The sequence below is a fragment of the Rufibacter sediminis genome (genome assembly GCF_014269285.1).
In the GTDB taxonomy this organism is placed as follows: Bacteria; Bacteroidota; Bacteroidia; order Cytophagales; family Hymenobacteraceae; genus Nibribacter; species Nibribacter sediminis.
Genome location: NZ_JACOAF010000008.1, coordinates 162522 through 180197, shown reverse-complemented (window position 1 = coordinate 180197; position 17676 = coordinate 162522). Strand labels below are relative to the sequence as shown.

Genomic DNA, 17676 nt, shown 5'->3' with positions numbered 1-17676 from the left:
TAGAGGTTTCATCTACCTGGGGCAGGCAACCGCGCCTACTTTCCTATACTTACATCTCATGAACGGGTTTTGAGCCTGATTTCAGAAAACAGGCTCAAAACCGCCTCTCAGGTTTTAAGCACGGCTTTTACGGCGGAGGTCATTTCGTCCAGCAGCTGCTGCCACACACTTGCCTCGCCGTTCAGGAAAAACTTCTGGTTGATTTCCAGCTCAAACCCGGCGTACTGCGCATCAGAAAATTTCTGCCGGAGGTACGTGGGGAAGCCATCGTCTACGCCGGGGTAAGGCGAGTTGTAGAAAACCTGACGGGCGGGGTTCTGCCGGTGAAGTTCCGCTTTCAATTGATGGGCGTAGGCTTCCTCCCGGGCTCTGGCCGGGTCAAACAGAAGCCCGATTTCCGCTTCCCGCACCTTTCCTTCCAGCACCGGGGTGAACGTGTGCACCGCCAGATGCAGCACCTGGTTTCCGGCGGCTATCTCATCCCTTATTTTACGCTCCACCTCCGCGCGGTGCGGGGCATAGTACGTCTCCAGAATGCGCTGCTTTTCGGTATTGGGCAATTTTTTGGTAAACTCCGAGAAAAGCTCCTCGCTGTCCGGCGACCGGTTGGCTTCTATCAGTAGCCGGGAGTACGTGGTGTAATACAGCGGCAGAGCAAGGGTTTGGGCCATGTGCCGAGCCAGGCGCAGAGCCCCGAAATCAATGGCTTTGTGCGAGTAGAGCACCTCTTCCTTTCCCTTGAAAAGAGACGCGTATTCTGCGGGCACCTCAAACCCGGCGTGTTCACAGGTGAGAAGACAGATGGTTGGCATAACGATAGATGAAATGTGAAAACCCTACTTTGGGCCTCATTTTAGTAAAGCAGCCCTCAAACGGACCATGGTGGTTTTTTATCCCGAGAACCGGATAACAGAACCTTTCTCCGATACGTCCAGGTGCACCAGCGTCCCGAAGATCAGGGCTTTGTTCACTTTGCCGTGTCCCGCCGGAAACCCGAAACACACCGGAAAATCATATTCCTGGACCGCGTCCAGAATGATCTCCTCGGGCGTTTTCCCGAAGGGCGGGTCATCTTCCTCAATCTCTACCAGTTCCCCCACCAGCAGGCCGCGCACGTATTCAAACTTCCCGGCCTTCTTCAACGAAGTAAGGTAACTGTCCAGCCGGAACTTGTGCTCGCCCACTTCCTCCAGAAATAAGATTTTCCCGTTCGAGTTCACCTCTGAGATGGTGCCTTTGGCGTTGCACAGCACACTGGTGGTCCCGCCCACCAACATCCCCTCGGTTTTCCCTTTGCGGTTCAAGGGATGCGCCTTTACATGGTATTCCAGCTTCTCCCCGAACAGGGCTTTCCGGAGGGTTTCCCAGGACTGGGCCTGGTACCCGGCCTCCAGATCGGCGGCCATGGTGGCGTGGATGGTGGCGGTACTCAGCATGCCCTGCACGTGGCTGTGCAGAAACGTGGTATCACTGTAGCCCACCAGCCATTTGGGGTGGTACTTGAAGGCGCTGAAATCCACCTGGTCAATAATCCGGATGATGCCGTACCCACCCGTGGTTTGGAGCACGGCCCTGATCTCAGGATTGTCCAACATCTGTTGCAGGTCTTTTTTCCGGAGCTCGTCTGGTCCCGCGAAGCTGCCGTGCCGCGCCCCGATGGTTTTGCCCAGCACCGGCTCCAGTTTCCACTCCTTCAGGATGCCCTCCAGCTGCTCTATATACGCCGGCTCTGTGTAGCTACTGGTGCTGATGACGCCAACTTGGTCTCCGGCTTTCAGGGAAGGGGGAATGATCATGGTGTCTTTTTTTTCTCCCCCGAACGGCAGAAAAGGCCGTTGAGTTGAGCAGCGAAATAAAACGGGTAGTTTCTGCTTTCCAGATCACGTATTTCTACGGAGGAGCACCAGCGCTGGAATTGCCCTTTGGCTTTACACCAGGGAAGTCTGCGGCAAGCCGGAAAAAGAAAACACTACATTCTGATTCTAAAACACACAATCAGGTAATCGGCTGGGATTCCTGCCCCGGAAAGCGAAGACAAGTTCTTCCCGTTTTAAGCCTCTTTTCAGGAAAACGGTCCCAAAGCGCCTGTCAGGATACTGACCAGGAAACGACATAAACGGGGAGACCGCAAGATTGCGTAGTTTTGCCGGACGATGAAAAGGCAGACCGGGTTAGCAGAGGAAGAGACAGAGGCGAAAATGCCGGCCAAGGCCGAAAGAAACGGCATCAACCTGCAGAACGAGCGGTCACTGCACGCAGGCCTGAAACAATGGTATGCTCAGCCGCAGGACCGGTTGGAGGTGCCGGTGGATGGGTTTGTGATTGACCTGGTGCGCGGCACGCAGCTGGTGGAGATACAGACGCGTAACTTCACCGCCATCCGCCCCAAACTGCAGGCCCTCCTGAAAGACCACCGGGTGCACCTGCTGCACCCCATCACCTATGAGAAATGGGTGGTGCAGGTAGACGGCAAAGGCACGTCTGTGCTCTCGCGCCGCAAATCCACCTACCGGGGTGCCCTCACCGATCTGTTTGAGGAACTGGTCCGGTTGCCGGAACTGGTGAAGCAGGCCGGGTTTACCCTGGAGTTTCCCCTGATTCGGGAAGAGGAAGTCCGGTGCCGCGACGGCAAAGGCAGCAAGCACCGCAAGAAAGTCAGCATCAAAGACCGCAAGCTGCTGGAGGTCATCAGCACGCACCGTTTTACCACCACCCGCGACTTCCTGCAGTTTCTGCCGCCCCACCTACCCCAGCCGTTCGCTAACCGCGACCTGGCCGCCGCCTTGCTCCTCCCCCTCCACCGCTGCCGCCAGATCACCTACTGCCTCCGCAAGATGGACGCGCTCACCGTAGTGGGAAAGAACCGAAACGAACTTCTCTTCCAAATCACGCCCGAGGATGCTGAGGAGAACGGCACATCCGCAGCCGTATCTCCGGCGGATTAAGGTTTCCGTTTCAGGGTTATTTTGAAGAAAACAGCCCCGAAACACCCACTCCATACAAAGAAGCGGTTTTATGTTTCAGAAACATCTGGTGCCAGCGTCTGGTTATGTAAACGTTTTGAGGATGTTTTTACAAAACATGCCTGAAACAGAGACAGGCGGGGCAGCATGCGGCACTGGCAAACGCAAACGACAGAACGACCCAGCATCGGAGAAGTGTTTTGAGACCATTTTCAGAAAAACAGCTTCAAAGCGCCAGTTATCAGCTAAAATCGCCCATAAAATTCAAAATTGAGGGCTGTTTCCGCTTGCTTTCTGCCGCGTTTTATGCTGTATTTCATGCTGTTACCCGAAATCCGGGAAAACTAGCCGCTTTTTTGCCGTAAGCATCATTTTGTGGACCCGTAAAGAGAAAGCCCCATGAGAACCTCCCGAGACAGCTATAGCACCGGTCGCCTCACCACCCGCTACGGGGTGCCCACGCCCCAAGCGACCGCCGCCGTACCCGGATTGCATTCCTTGGGACTGGACTCAGAGAAAGACGGGCTGCTATACATCCCCGCGGGATATGACCCCAGCCAGCCGGCGGCTTTGGCGGTGATGCTGCACGGCTCGGGCGGAACTCCGGCGCAAGGAATGGGACTGCTCCAACGCTTCGCCGATACCCACAACCTCATTATCATCGCCCCGGCTTCGCGCAAATACACCTGGGATGTGATCGTGCGCGATTCCTTCGGCCCCGACGTCATCTACATTGACCAGGCGTTACACCAGGTTTTCGGAAACTATGCCATCAACCCGGCCAAAGTGGCCGTTGGCGGATTCTCAGACGGGGCCTCGTACGCGTTGTGCCTGGGCCTCACCAACGGCGATGTGTTTACCCACGTGATCGCCTTCTCGCCGGGCTTCGGGTTTACCCGCGAAAAACACGGCGCGCCCGTCCTCTTCCTCTCGCACGGCACCCGGGACAAGGTGTTGCCCATTGATCCGTGTGCCCGGCAGGTGCACCGTGATTTATCCCGGCAAGGGATGCAGGTGCATTATCTGGAGTTTGACGGTGAACACGAGATTCCTTCCAACATCTCGCAGGCCGCCATAGACTGGTTTCTGCACTAAGGCAGCCCCCACCGGGAACGTTTCACGGCGGGCCAGGTTCGGCAACGGCCTTCCAGGCATCTGCTTCTTCCCTTCCATTCGTCCCGGCCGGGCTAAACCATGTGGCGTGCGGCCCGTTAAATTTCTGGTAATGTTCACTTAAACCGATAGACCATGGAGAGAGACAACCGAGACCGATCTGACTTCGGGAGGAACCAGCACCACAACCAGCATCACCAGAGCCACCAGTACCACGCACCTGATTGGGACTCCGGCGACCGCTACTGGGACGACCGTCACCAGCACCCACTCCACAGCGCGCAGTTTGACCGCTTCGGGCAAGGCTACGGCCGTCCGGAACCGCAGCACCCGTCCCATTCCCCTAACTCGTACCGCCACGACCAGCAGGACCGTCGTCGTCCATACCAGGAAAACTACAGCCAAGACCAGGACCGGTTCGGAGAGACGTACCAGCAGGACTTCCGCCATGACCCTACCCTGCCCCGAGGAGGCCAAGACGATGACCGCCTGGGCAACATCCGGCAGGGCTACGGGATCTCCAGCTACGACGGCACCTCAGACCGCTTCAACACCCTCAACAGCGAGCACCGCTACGGCTACCGCCAGGACGAGCAAGCCTACTACTCCGGGGACCGCGACGGTTACAACCGCAGCCAATTGGGCGGTGGCTTGGGCGAGTCTGGCCTGCACTCTGACCGGGGCATTCCGGACTACGGCACCCATTCCTTTCAGGACCCCTACGGCGCGGGGCTGGGCAGCACCTACGGCGGGACTAACTACGGCGGAGGCACGGGCTACACCGGTGGTCACCAAGGCGGCACCTGGGGCCACAACACCTACGGCACGTCCTCGGGCAACCTGATCGGCTACGGTCCCATGGGAGACAGCACCTACGGCAGTGGCCAGGGCAGCTCCGGCGGCACCTCCTCCCAGAACTCGGGCCGCGGCAGCGGGGAGTTGGGTGGGTTTTAAGCTCCTATTATTTTTTAATTGAATAAAGGGTTAGGGTGCGTTTTTAAGACGTTTTGGAGAAAACAGCCTTAGAACGCCCCCTTCCTCCTGTTTTTCCAGCCGCTTGTTCGAGCGGAACGGTAACTAGCGGCTGGTTTAGTGCCAGTTAGAAATTGGCTTTGCGAAAAATTTGGGAAGGCGTGGGTTGCCAGTGGCTAACTGGCTCTCATTTCTACTTTACGCTTCGGCTGCACTCACTCTTGAAATAAGAATAGGCAAAAAAACTTTCCTGAATGATGCATGAGCCACCACTACTTTGTCACATTTCTTAAGCTGTTTTACTTGCGTTGATCCTGTAACAATCCCAGAGTTATTAGGCACTTCTGCCCTATCTCACCATCCCTACTCAAAATCAAGACCTATTATCCCCTTTCCCCCGCTGTAATCAATGGCACTGCTGCATTTCCAATGATGAGGTTCAGACACAAACCCAGCTTCTACCGGATTTTCATGAATGTAGTGTAGCTTTTGATCAATTACGGCCGGACTCCAAAGCTCAATAGGCTGGTTATGCTGTTGCCAGAACTGCCGTTTCTGCACATTACTGTTTTTCATCCCAGCCCGCTCCATGAGCCACAACATCCACTCTTTCCGGCTTTCCTGTGGATTCTCTGCAATGGCCCTGAGCAATAGTTTAGATGAGTAAGATTTGAAATCCCGCAGCACCTCCCCCGGATTGTTGTCTTTCGCCCGGAAAAGTAAATGCAGGTGACTAGGCATCACACACCAGGCAAAGATCTCCAAACCCTTTTGCTTCCGGCAGTAGTCCAGGTTCTCCGTGATGATGTTGCAATATTCATCCCGCGTGAACACATCTATCCAATACACCACCGCAAAACTCACAAAGTACAGGCCTTCTTTGTTGTAGAACTTATACTTTCGGCTCATGTAGAAAGACGTTAGATCCCTTGCATTTCATCCGTTATACGATGGATACTTCTCTTCGACAATCTTCCCTTTCTTTGCTGGCATTATGGAAAATTAGAAGCAAATATATTGAGACAGATTCAATCAGAAATCTCTCGCTGGCGCGAGCCTCTGGCTCGTGTCCACGCATACCTGATCCTCTTCTGCACTTCAGCAAGTGTCATGATCAGCAATGCGTGAGGACACGAGCCAGAGGCTCGCGCCAGCGTCAGGAAAATATTATAAGCAAAGCGTTTAAAGAGATGCAAGCAGAGATCCCTCGCTGGCGCGAGCGTCCCGCTCGTGTCCTCACGCCTAGTCCTCTTCTGCACTTCAGCAAGTGTCATGATCAGCAATGCGTGAGGACACGAGCCGGAGGCTCGCGCCAGCGGTTCTGCAGTGTCGGCTGCAAGTTTATATTAGCCGTTTTCCCGAAAATTGCCTTAAAACGCAACAAGCTTAAATCACCTCTCCAACTCCCGCCCAAGAAACGGAGCCGTCTTGCTTCCTGGCACCTGCACTACTTGCTCCGGGGTACCGGCGGCTACAATCTGGCCACCCTCCTCTCCGGCGCCGGGGCCAATGTCCATGACCCAATCAGAGGCAGCGGCGACGCGCATGGTGTGTTCTACCACGATGACCGTGTTGCCGGCGTCTACTAACCTCTCCAACTGGGCCATGAGCTTGTCTACGTCGGAGGGGTGCAGGCCGGTGGTGGGTTCGTCTAGGACGTACAGGGTGTTGCCGCGGCTGAGGCGTTGGAGCTCGGTGGCGAGTTTGATGCGCTGGGCTTCGCCGCCGGAGAGTTCGGTGGCGGGCTGGCCCAGGCGCAGGTAGCCCAGGCCTACATCGCGCAACACGGTGAGGATGCGGCGGAGGACGGGTTCTTCGTCAAAGAATTCCCAGGCGGCGTCTACGGTGAGGTGGAGGACATCGGCGATGTTGAGGTCGCGGTAGGTGACTTCCAGGGTTGGGGCGTTGTAGCGGGCTCCGTGGCAGACCGGGCAGGGCGCGTACACGCTGGGCAGAAAGAGCAGTTCCACCATCACGAAACCTTCGCCCTGGCAGTTTTCGCAGCGGCCTTTGGTGACGTTGAACGAGAAGCGGCCGGCGTCATAGCGGCGGGTTTTGGCCAAGGGCGTCTCCGCGAAGAGTTTGCGCACGTGGTCGAAGAGGCCGGTGTAGGTGGCCATGTTGGAGCGGGGCGTGCGGCCGATGGCTTTCTGGTCTACCCGCACCAGCCGCTTGACGAGCTCCATGCCCACCACGATTCTGCCGCCGGTGGTTTGCGGAGCAGGGCTTTCTAAGGCTTCGGTTTCTTCTTCGGCTTCTGGGGGCAGGTTTTGGCCCAGGGTTTCAGACACCAATTCTACCAGCACCTGGCTCACCAGGCTACTCTTGCCGGAACCCGATACGCCGGTGACCGTGGTGAACACGCCCAGCGGGAACTCGGCGGAGAGGTTCTGGAGGTTGTTGCGGGTGACGCCGCTCAGCTTGAGCCAACCGAAGGGCGTGCGGCGGGTGCGGGTCATCGGCCGCGCCGTCTCAAACAAATAGGCGGCGGTTTGGGAGGCGGTGATGGGCTGCAGGCCTTCGGGTGGACCGCTGTAGAGAATTTCCCCGCCTTTCTCGCCGGCCGCCGGGCCTACGTCCACGAGCCAATCGGCTTGCCGGATCACGTCCAGGTTATGCTCTACCACAAACAGCGAGTTGCCTGCTTTCTTGAGGTTCTCCAGCGCCTGTAGCAGGGCCACGGTGTCACTGGGGTGCAGCCCCGCCGAGGGTTCATCCAACACGTACACTACGCCAAACAAATGCGAGTACAGCTGGGTGGCCAGCCGCAGGCGCTGCAGTTCGCCGGGCGATAAAGTGGGTGTGCTGCGCTCCAGGGACAGGTAACCCAGGCCCAGATCCAGGAGCACCTGCAGGCGGGCCGTCAAATCCTGGGCGATGCGCTCCTTCACCAGTTGCTGCTCGGGGTGCTGGTCCTGAGGAGCGGCGGTTGTGGCGGCGGCGGGTTGGGTGTAGGGCTGCAGGAGCTGGAACACGCGTTGCAGCGGCAGGCGCGACAGCTCGGTGATGTCATAGCCTGCGAAGGTGACGGAGAGCGAAGCGGGGTTCAGGCGTTTGCCGTGGCAGGTGGGACAGTCTGTGTGGAGCATGTACTGCATCACCCGCTTTTTCATCTGGGGGCTGTTGGTGTTGGCGAAGGTATGGAACACGTGCCGCCGGGCGCTGGTGAAGGTGCCCATGTAATTGGGTTCTTCTTTGCGTTGCAGGGCGCGACGGGTTTGGGCTGGGGTATAGCCGGGGTACACGGGCACCACGGGTTGCTCCTGGGTGAACAGGATCCAGTCGCGGTCTTTCTGGGGCAAGTCTTTCCAGGGGGTGTCTACGTCATAGCCCAGGGTCACCAGGATGTCGCGTTGGTTCTGGCCGCCCCAGGCGGTGGGCCAGGCGGCAATGGCCCGCTCCCGGATGGTGAGCGAGGGGTCTGGCACCATGCTTTCCTCGGTGACGTTATAGATGCGGCCCAGGCCGTGGCAGGTGGGGCACGCGCCCTCGGGGGTGTTGGGCGAGAACGCCTCGGCGTAGATGATGGGTTGGCCCGGCGGGTAGTCTCCGGCCCGGCTATACAGCATGCGCACCAGGTTAGAGAGGGTGGTCACGCTGCCCACGCTGGAGCGGGTAGTGGGCGTGCCGCGTTGCTGCTGCAGAGCCACGGCCGGGGGCAGGCCCTCAATGGCGTCTACCTCGGGCACGGCCATCTGGTGGAACAGCCGCCGCGCGTAGGGGCTCACACTCTCCAGGTAGCGGCGCTGGGCCTCGGCGTACAGCGTCCCGAACGCCAGCGACGACTTCCCCGACCCCGACACGCCCGTGAACACCACCAGCGCGTCTCGGGGAATGGTGAGGTCTACGTTCTTCAGGTTATGCTCGCGTGCCCCGCGGACGGTGACGAAGCCGGTAAAAGGGTTAGAGCTGCTTTGGTGCGGTTGTTTTGCCATCAGGCGAAGTTAATCACCAGAGTTTACATACCTGAAGGACCAAGAAAACTTATAGATAAAATGTCTACTACATAGGTAACCGCTCTGCAATTATTAATATATTGCTATATTAAGTATCGCAACTATGCCCCAGCCCTACTCCTATCTTAAATTCATATTTTTATTCTCTCTCTTTCATCTTTTTGCCCCCTGTAGCAAAGCTCTAGCACAAAGTAAAAGAGCCAACAACTGGTATTTTTCGGATTACGCTGGAATAAATTTCAATCTTAATCCGCCAACTCCAGCATTTGGAGGCCAAGTACACTCCGCTATAGGTAAGCCAGCCACTATTAGTGATGAAAGTGGCAATCTGCTTTTTTATACCAATGGTCATTCAGTTTGGAACAAGAACCATGTTCAGATGCCAAATGGTTTTGGATTAACAAAGGAAGGAGCAGGCGGAAATACCCAAACCTCAGTGATTATACCTAAGCCTGGTTCTTCCAATTTATACTACATTTTTACCACCAACCCAACCGGCACCAATGTGATAGAGGGTTTCTACTATGCCTTAGTAGATATTTCCTTACAGAATGGGCTAGGAGATGTCACACAGAAAAATATTGCCCTCCAGCAAAATATGAATGTTGGGCTAACAGCTGTACAACATGCAAACGGGAGAGACTATTGGGTAATTTGTCACCCATGGGAATCTTCCAATTACCTAAGTTATAAAGTAACGAGTGAGGGAGTAAGCCTAGAACCAGTTGTAAGTAAAGGCACAGTTAATCAGACATGGTGGACAGGCTGGACAGGGGGACAACTAAAAACCTCTCCAGATGGAGCTTGGCTTGCTTCAGTTGCTGAGAATGGAATCGAATTGAGTAAATTCTCCACTCATTCAGGAAAGCTGGAGAATCCTTTTATTATTGTAGATACAGAGGTGACATATAATTCATTTAGGGGAGTAGAATTTTCACCAAACTCAAACGTACTATATGCTTCAAGTTTGTATGAAGGTTTTTTTCAATTTGATTTAACTAAAGAAACCCAAAATGGAATAATTGAGTCCCTTAAAAGAATAAGAGAACCTCAAAGAAATATCAGCGAAGAATTACAATTAGCTCCTGACGGAAAGATTTATGTAGGAAAGGGAGGCGGAGATATGGATGGTGGATTAACCATAGGTATCATTAATAACCCCAACTCATTAACTACAAGTAATAAATTCAACCAAGATGCTATGCACTTACAAGGCTTATACGTTGACTACTGGTTACCAAATTTTATTACTTCTTATTTAGCTGCTCCGGCAGCTATTAGCTATTCAAATATTTGCCTTGGTGAGACAACTGCCTTTTCAGCAGCAGGCATTGGCAGCCGTGACTCTATCAGATGGTTCTTTTCAGACCCTAGCTCAGGAAGCGCGAATACCTCAACTACCTTGAATTCTGACCATACGTTTACCTCTCCAGGAACTTACAAGGTGTCGCTTAGAGTCTATCTGGGAGGTTCTTACAAGGAATTAGAGCAACAGGTAACCATCAAAGAAAAACCGCTAGTGAATCTTGGGCCAGATATCAAGGTATGTTCTAATGAAAAAGTAGAATTGGATGCCGGCGAAGGCACCCCGTATCTATGGTCTACCGGAGAAACGACCAGAAAGCTCATTGCGAAAGTCACTGGCGATTATTGGGTTGAAGTAAGCAACGGATTTTGTGCCGCCAAAGATGAAATCAAGGTAGAGATTACCCCCTTACCAATAGTGAACTTAGGACCAGATCAGCAACTCTGCTCCACCTCTCCTATCACCTTATCTGTAGGTAGTAATAACCAGGAATATAAGATTCTGTGGTCTACGGGAGAAGTCACTCCTACCATTACAGTACAGGAAAGTGGCCTTTATTGGGCTGAGGTTACCAATGAGTTTTGCAAAGTAAAAGATGAGATACAAGTTAGCTTCACTGGATTAACTGATCTCTTGATAAAAGCCTCCTCTACTTCCCCCAAACATGGCGAGACGATATCCTTAGAAGCTACCGGTGATCGCCTGACCTCTTTCAGATGGGATTTAGGGGATGGCACCTCATCAGATGCAACAACCCCTTTTCACACCTATGAATTTGCTGGCACCTACCCAATTACGCTTACAGCTTATAATGATTTTGGCTGCACGGCCGAAGCTTCAACCGAAGTGGTAGTAGCACCCTACATATTCATACCTAATATCTTCACTCCCAACGGTGATGGAAAAAATGAGGCATTCCAAATCACGTACAACGGCAGAGGCCCTTTTGACATAAAGATCTTCAACAGATGGGGCAAACAGGTGTACCAAGCCCAAAACAAAGACTTCAAATGGGATGGTTCAGGCTACAGTGACGGGGTTTACTATTATTTAATAAATTCAGAAACCGGCACTTACAAAGGGTTTGTAGAAATGATTCACTAGTTTGTCCCGAACGCCAGCGACGACTTCCCCGAACCCGACACGCCCGTGAATACCACCAGCGCATCTCGGGGGATGGTGAGGTCTACGTTCTTCAGGTTATGCTCGCGTGCCCCGCGCACGGTGACGAAGCCGGTGAAAGAAGCAGTAGGGAGAGAAGTATAATCTTGTGCCATGTTGTAAAAATAGGAGACTTAGGTCCACCCCGCTTACGAAAGGCTTAAGCAGCAGTTTTACTTCGTTTTTCTACCTATATACAAGGCAATTCCTGTTTGTAGGGTATTTTTGTGAAATCAGCCTATAAACAGGACGTACTTCCAGTTTTATTGAAGGGGTTTAAAGTATTCTCTTGTTAATTCAAGTAGTCACTGATTTTCTCGATCATTTCTGGCAAGCAGTCTTCTATCTCCGCTTTATAAGGATTATCACTGCTGAAGAGCATACAGGCGTACACCGTAGAAGAGTTGGCAATAGTTGCTTTGATGATATTCTTCACTCGGTACTGACGGAACCAGCTATCAAAAAGCTTAGCCCGAACACCTTGCCTGCCGTCTGCTTGGTCACATACGTACAGTAGCACCGTTCTTTTGTCTTTGAATAACTCCTGAATGAAAGAAACAATGGTATCTGAAATTCTGGGGTCAAAGGCATTAGTACGGGACTGAGGGGAAGACTGAAAAGGAGATGTAATCTCTTCTAAGGAACGTTGGCTTTCACGCAGTGGCTTAAAGCCAAACATAAGCGTATGGGCAGCAAAAAGGGTACCTTCTGGAAAGTACCCTTCTGCTTCGGTGGTATATACAATGTATGCTTTGCCCTGGTCTGTAAGGAACTGAAACCCGCTACTTACTTCTAGTAGCTCGTATGGATTCAGGTTTGACGAAGGTGATGTCATTGATTTGCTTCGCTTCAGGGTTCTCCAGGTAAGCATCAATCCGCTTTTTGTCAGCGGCCATTTGCTTCACTATGTTATCCCAGTCTACTTTCCGTTTTGTTTCGGTTGCCATAAGGCCCTCCTTTCTTGTTTACGTGCTTTGTAAGCGACTTTGCTTTCACCAAGACAACAGCACTATTTACAAAGTTATTATAATTTATACAAAACTATGCCCCAAAAGGTTTGGTGTATCCTACATACGAATCTTGAAAGTTTGACTTCTAAATGATATCGTTCTGTTTAAGGACTGTTTTCAGAAAAGTAGTACTTAAACAGAACGTTAGCAAAAGGTAGGTAGCGGCGCTGGGCCTCGGCGTACAGCGTCCCGAACGCCAGCGACGACTTCCCCGACCCCGACACGCCTGTGAACACCACCAGCGCATCTCTCGGGATGGTGAGGTCTACGTTCTTCAGGTTATGCTCGCGTGCCCCGCGAACGGTGACGAAGCCGTTGAAAGGAGTTTGGGAGGAAGAAGAATCTAAAACCACGTAAAATTTATTAGATGAAAGTTTAATTTTTTTAAAAATGAGAGGGATTATTCATTAAAAGCATCAGTATATTTATTTAACATATTATTAATAAACTTTTTAACCCTCTCTTGTCAACTGCGTAACCAATAATATTGACAGTACTAGCAGCTTTATTCTTTTGAAATTTAATTGAAAAAAGTAAATTGCTTCAAATATGGAAAACATAAAAGATAAAGTTCGCGGATTCGAATATGTAATTCACCAGTTAAAAAATTGGCATGATACAGTTTATGAACATCACCCTGTAGAAAACGATTTAAGCAAACTAAAGGTCATTAAATTACATTTTTTTATCTCTGCTGTATGTGCTGGATCAGACGATGACCTATTAAATTTCTTTGATTGTTTTTATGCGATGCCATACGGACATGTTGAAGGTGAAGTATATAGTAATTTAGACAAAATGGAGGCTTTCAAACTAACAGAAAGAAGGCTTGAAATTAGAGAAAATTTTAACAAAGACGAATATTTTAAACTTATTGATATTGGAATTAAAAATAAAATAGACAATTCAATAGCTAAGCTAAAAGAAATAAATATAAATTTAGTTAAATACGTCGCAATGGATTTAGTAGAATTGAGCCATAATTGGTATTCATGGCGAGCAATGTATAATTTAGCTAGAAGCTTTAACAAACAAAGTATAGCAATTCCAGTTGAAGTTATTCGCAATGAACCAAAAATATACAGTTTAGCAACTGTAGAATCACTATATGCAGTATATTGATAATTGTATCACTTTAATTAACTCATCTTTTCCTCAAAGCTTCTTCCAACCTAATCAATTAAGTACAGGCCAACAAGGAGAGCTCCTGTTTCTACAAAACTTAAAGTTAAAAGTAGACACTTTAGCTTTTTCTGTTTACGAAGCATTGCATTTTACAATAATCACAGGTGATTACATAAATTTCAATGTAGCAAAAACAAAGCTTCTCGAACTACAACAAGCAGTTGGTTCGGTGGGACCAGTTGTAGAACAAGGTTTATTAACAGCAGCTGGAAATCTAGGACAAACTTTATACAATGAAAGATTAAGTCATTCTTTTTCTTATTCCTTTAGCGGAATAATCAATGACAGTATAACCCTATTTAGACATTTAATTCAGCAAATAGAAAGTGAATTAACTAATCCAGAATTAACTTCACTTTTTAGGACGCACCAATTAGATGGAGGGCGAGAAAGCGCAGTAGCGCAAGTTACAGTCGCGCTCATAGGGATTGAATTTGAAACAAAGGTCCATTATGAAAGACTGAAGTTAAACCTAAGGATTGCAGCGATAGACCATAAGTTAATAGTTGCAAGGGAACCCTTAAGTGAGTTGCTACAAATAAAAGAAGCTTTGGGACTCCCTCAGGCTACTGACCCCTCTTACTTACTCTTGTTGAGAGACAAATGCAATTTCCTTTTGTATAAGATTTTGAAGAGGCTAGAAGAAGATGATCAGCGATACTTTTATACTCATGACTTACAAGACAAAGAAGTTAAAAAGGAAAACTTATCAATAAATTTCTATAGTAGCTTTAAGCAACTAACTGATTCCCATTACCAAGAGAATGAAAGACCAAACTTAGTACAAAAACAAAGATTTCAAAACTTTGAACCCCTATTCAGAAATAATGCATTAAACCTGTTTTCAGGTTTTCACACTTTAATTAAATATAAAAAAGATTTTCATCCTGATTTAAACAAATTAGATGAGGTAACTAAAAAGTTTGATTTGCTAGTTGAACAAACAATAGCAAATCAGACCCACACCCATTTATTTGATTCTAGAGCATCCTTGATATCACAAAATTATGCTCACAATAATTGTTTCTCTTTATGTTTACAAACTTGTGATATTGATTCAATTAAATCAAGACTGAAGGCGATCGAGGAATTACAAGACACAACAGAAGTTCACAATTACTTTCCCTTCTTTTATTACGCTTCTTTTTTAGAAAATAAAATTAAAGAAGCAATACCTCTTGCTGAGTCAAAGCAAGACCTCAACAAAATACACCAGACAATTAGGTTACTAGGCGAAACTTTAAAGAAGTGTTTCATAAGTTATGAATGGTGTAAAGACAGAACATTATTAGCCTTTCAATTACCTTTCAATGAATGCATCAAACCGATTATAGTTCAAGGCACAACTATAAACATATTTTTATCCTCGTCCTTCATATTACCATTAAATTACAACACAATATTACTCGAACGAGACAGATTAGAGCGGGAATACCTAAGACTTCAGACCTTATATGAAGTAAAGCAAGAAATCGTACAAGAAAAAAATGAAATTAAAAAACAAAAGGAAGATCTACAAAACTTCATCAACAGTCACGACAGAAAGCAAGTTGAAATATTGAGCATATTTGCCGCCTTTGTTTTCTTTACAGCTGGAAGCATCAAAGTTTTTGAAAAAGCGGTCTTGTTTTCAGAAGTTGTTTTATTCATGCTAGCGACAGCATATTCTTTAGGGCTTTTTGTGATATTAATCTGGTTGATTACCAGAAACTATTCAATTCCTATAACTTGGGTACATTTCGTCTTAATAGGCTGTTTCCTTGTATTTACACTTTTTTTAATTAGTTATTTAATGCACGTTCCATGGATTCATGGTATAATAACGTTTTTTGATTTTACTAGGCAAAGTTAACCAAGACTAACAAACCATTAAATCATAAAAAACGCATTAAAATAATTTTGCTAATTCAAAATTATTTTAATGCGTTTTTTATGATTTTCCACTTCCAATTTTACTATTCCCAAATGGTAATTAAATAAATATTATTTTATATATTTTAGTAAAATTATAGAATAGATAATTGATATTTATTAGCCTTCCCGCCTATGCTCCGCACTGAAGCTTCTACTCCGCTGGCGCAAGCCCGCCAAACCCGGGTCTCTTCCATTGATGTGGTGCGGGGATTGGCCATTGTCCTTATGGCGCTGGACCACGTGCGCGATCTGTGGCACACCACCTCGCTGGCGCAGGACCCGCTGTCGTTTGACACCACTACTCCGGCCCTGTTCCTGACGCGCTGGGTCACGCATTTCTGCGCGCCCACCTTTGTGTTCCTGGCGGGCACCTCGGCGTACCTGTCGCTGCACCGGGACGGAGACTACGGGCGCGCCCAGCGGTTCCTGCTTTCCCGAGGCGTCTGGCTCATGGTGCTGGAGGTAACGGTCATCAGCTTCGGGATCTGGTTTGACATCTTCTTCCGGACCACCATGTTCCAGGTAATCTTTGCCATTGGGTTCGGGTTTGTGGTGCTGGCGGCGTTGCTGCGGCTCCCGGCCCGGGTGATAGGCGGCATCGGGCTGGCTATACTGCTGCTGCACAATTTGCTCCCCCAGGTGGGTCCGGCCGAGGGCATGGCTGGTAAATTCGCCTACTCGTTTCTGTTCCGCCAGGGGTTCTTCCCGGCTACGGAGCATTTCGCGTTTCTGGTGGCGTACCCGGTGATTCCGTGGCTGGGCATTCTGCTGCTGGGCTTCGGCTTTGGGCCTGTTTTTCGGAAAATGGCCCCAGAACGCCGGAAGCTGCTGTGGATTTCGGCCGCCGTGGCCTTGGGTTTGTTTGCGGTGCTGCGGTTGGTGCAGGTGTACGGAGACCCAAGCCCCTGGGCGGTGCAGAAAACGGCGTTGTTCACGTTCCTGTCCTTCCTTAACGTGACCAAGTACCCGCCTTCGCTCCTGTACGCGGCCATGTTTCTGGGCCTTATGTTTTTAGCCCTGGTGTTGCTGGAACGGGCCCAAAACGGTATGGCCCGCTTCTTCACTACCTACGGCCGGGTGCCGCTGTTCTTCTACCTGGCGCACTGGTACCTCATTCACACGGGTATGCTGGGGCTCATGTTCTGGCAGGGCCTCACTTGGCAGCAACTGCCCTTCGGGACGCTGGAGTTTGGCCGGCCTAAAGTTGGGGTGGGCGTGGAGCTGCCGTATGTATACCTGGTCTGGATAGTGGTGGTGATGGTGCTCTACCCCGCCTGCCGATGGTACAGCCGCTACAAAGCCGCCCACCCCCAGAACCGGTGGTTGAGTTATCTGTAATTGGGCAAAGCCGTTGGCTACCGGAACCTCCGCGGGTAAAGCTGGAGCCAAAGAGTTATTCACCGGCCTCCGCGCCAAAGTAATTTTCTGGTATCTTGCTTCCTGCAAACATCCCAACCCGGTTTTGTCCGGCACCGCCCATTATGAACAAAGGAAGGTTAGAAGCATTCAGTGACGGCGTTTTGGCCATCATCATCACCATTATGGTGTTGGAAATAAAAGTACCGCACGGGGTTACCATGGCCGCCCTGAAGCCGCTGCTGCCGGTATTCCTCAGCTACGTGCTCAGCTTTATTTACCTGGGCATTTACTGGAACAACCACCACCACATGCTGCACAGCACCACTAAGGTGAACGGCAGTATCTTGTGGGCCAACCTGCACCTGCTTTTCTGGCTGTCTCTGATTCCGTTTACCACCGGCTGGATGGGCGAAAACGCGTTCGCTCCGGCTACGCTGGCGCTCTACGGTGTGGTGCTGCTGTTCTGCTCCATCGCGTACTGGCTTTTACAGCGCATGATCATCCAGAAGAACGGGGCCGATTCGCTCCTGTCCCACGCCATTGGCAAAGACCTGAAGGGCAAGCTCTCCCCTTTTCTGTACCTGCTGGGCATTGGCCTTTCCTTCTGGAGCCCCTGGGCTTCCAGCGTGGTGTACGTACTCGTGGCCTTCATGTGGCTCATCCCCGATCAGCGCATTGAGCGTACCTATGAGCTGAAGCAGTAAGCCCTTACTTCCCCTTGCCCCGGTTGAACAGGC

General features: G+C 50.3%; 16 protein-coding genes and 1 pseudogene. 9 read left to right on the top strand and 8 right to left on the bottom strand.

Translation table 11 applies throughout. The features are described 5' to 3' along the window. Positions 1–107: 107 nt before the first annotated feature. Both H7U12_RS03625 and H7U12_RS03620 read right to left on the bottom strand, forming a co-directional pair. Complete coding sequence (locus H7U12_RS03625; RefSeq protein WP_186633024.1) at positions 108–812, bottom strand: N-formylglutamate amidohydrolase; 705 nt, start codon at positions 810–812, stop codon at positions 108–110. A 78-nt stretch (positions 813–890) separates the two neighbouring features. After that, positions 891–1796, bottom strand: a complete 906-nt coding sequence (locus H7U12_RS03620; RefSeq protein WP_186633021.1) for a S66 peptidase family protein — start codon at positions 1794–1796, stop codon at positions 891–893. A gap of 357 nt (positions 1797–2153) precedes the next feature. On the opposite strand from H7U12_RS03620, the gene H7U12_RS03615 reads away from it, so the two are divergent. The 4 genes from H7U12_RS03615 to H7U12_RS03600 all read left to right on the top strand — a co-directional run bounded on the left by H7U12_RS03615 (position 2154) and on the right by H7U12_RS03600 (position 5030). Further along, positions 2154–2945, top strand: a complete 792-nt coding sequence (locus H7U12_RS03615; protein WP_186633018.1) for a hypothetical protein — start codon at positions 2154–2156, stop codon at positions 2943–2945. A 70-nt stretch (positions 2946–3015) separates the two neighbouring features. Then, complete coding sequence (locus tag H7U12_RS03610) at positions 3016–3237, top strand: hypothetical protein (RefSeq protein WP_186633015.1); 222 nt, start codon at positions 3016–3018, stop codon at positions 3235–3237. A 125-nt stretch (positions 3238–3362) separates the two neighbouring features. Next, positions 3363–4058: an alpha/beta hydrolase gene (locus tag H7U12_RS03605; RefSeq protein ID WP_186633012.1), complete on the top strand. Its 696-nt coding sequence runs from the start codon at positions 3363–3365 to the stop codon at positions 4056–4058. Positions 4059–4211: 153 nt separating this feature from the next. Further along, positions 4212–5030: a hypothetical protein gene (locus tag H7U12_RS03600; protein WP_186633009.1), complete on the top strand. Its 819-nt coding sequence runs from the start codon at positions 4212–4214 to the stop codon at positions 5028–5030. 381 nt (positions 5031–5411) lie between these two features. Here H7U12_RS03600 and H7U12_RS03595 read toward each other — a convergent pair whose 3' ends face one another. Further along, a complete protein-coding gene (locus H7U12_RS03595; RefSeq protein ID WP_186633006.1) occupies positions 5412–5957 on the bottom strand; it encodes an REP-associated tyrosine transposase in 546 nt (181 codons plus the stop codon). Positions 5958–6439: 482 nt separating this feature from the next. Beyond that, positions 6440–8983 (bottom strand): excinuclease ABC subunit UvrA, encoded by a 2544-nt coding sequence (gene uvrA, locus H7U12_RS03590; protein ID WP_186633003.1) that lies wholly within the window; start codon positions 8981–8983, stop codon positions 6440–6442. A gap of 124 nt (positions 8984–9107) precedes the next feature. Between uvrA and H7U12_RS03585 the strand changes: the two genes are divergently transcribed. Then, a complete protein-coding gene (locus tag H7U12_RS03585) occupies positions 9108–11414 on the top strand; it encodes a PKD domain-containing protein (RefSeq protein ID WP_186633001.1) in 2307 nt (768 codons plus the stop codon). Here H7U12_RS03585 and H7U12_RS03580 read toward each other — a convergent pair. The 4 genes and pseudogenes from H7U12_RS03580 to H7U12_RS03565 all read right to left on the bottom strand — a co-directional run. Then, positions 11411–11587: a hypothetical protein gene (locus H7U12_RS03580; RefSeq protein ID WP_186633329.1), complete on the bottom strand. Its 177-nt coding sequence runs from the start codon at positions 11585–11587 to the stop codon at positions 11411–11413. The two genes, H7U12_RS03585 and H7U12_RS03580, sit on opposite strands and share 4 nt — an antisense overlap. A gap of 176 nt (positions 11588–11763) precedes the next feature. Further along, a complete protein-coding gene (locus H7U12_RS03575; RefSeq protein ID WP_186632998.1) occupies positions 11764–12306 on the bottom strand; it encodes a DUF6169 family protein in 543 nt (180 codons plus the stop codon). Continuing rightward, the gene (locus tag H7U12_RS03570; protein WP_186632996.1) at positions 12254–12418 is read right to left on the bottom strand and encodes a hypothetical protein; all 165 of its coding nucleotides are present in this window, start codon (positions 12416–12418) and stop codon (positions 12254–12256) included. The genes H7U12_RS03575 and H7U12_RS03570 overlap by 53 nt, the downstream gene beginning before the upstream one ends. 197 nt (positions 12419–12615) lie before the next feature. Next, positions 12616–12834 (bottom strand): annotated as a pseudogene (locus tag H7U12_RS03565) (hypothetical protein); the annotation flags it as partial. A gap of 196 nt (positions 12835–13030) precedes the next feature. On the opposite strand from H7U12_RS03565, the gene H7U12_RS03560 reads away from it, so the two are divergent. The 4 genes from H7U12_RS03560 (at position 13031) to H7U12_RS03545 (ending at position 17643) form a co-directional block, all read left to right on the top strand. Next, positions 13031–13603: a hypothetical protein gene (locus tag H7U12_RS03560; protein ID WP_186632993.1), complete on the top strand. Its 573-nt coding sequence runs from the start codon at positions 13031–13033 to the stop codon at positions 13601–13603. Beyond that, positions 13590–15518, top strand: a complete 1929-nt coding sequence (locus H7U12_RS03555; protein WP_186632990.1) for a hypothetical protein — start codon at positions 13590–13592, stop codon at positions 15516–15518. Before H7U12_RS03560 ends, H7U12_RS03555 begins: the two co-directional genes overlap by 14 nt. Before the next feature lie 194 nt (positions 15519–15712). Beyond that, positions 15713–16918 (top strand): DUF1624 domain-containing protein, encoded by a 1206-nt coding sequence (locus H7U12_RS03550; protein WP_186632987.1) that lies wholly within the window; start codon positions 15713–15715, stop codon positions 16916–16918. Between the two features lie 143 nt (positions 16919–17061). Then, positions 17062–17643 carry a TMEM175 family protein gene (locus tag H7U12_RS03545; RefSeq protein ID WP_186632984.1) on the top strand — a complete coding sequence of 194 codons (582 nt, stop codon included), beginning with the start codon at positions 17062–17064 and terminating at the stop codon, positions 17641–17643. Positions 17644–17676: the final 33 nt, after the last annotated feature.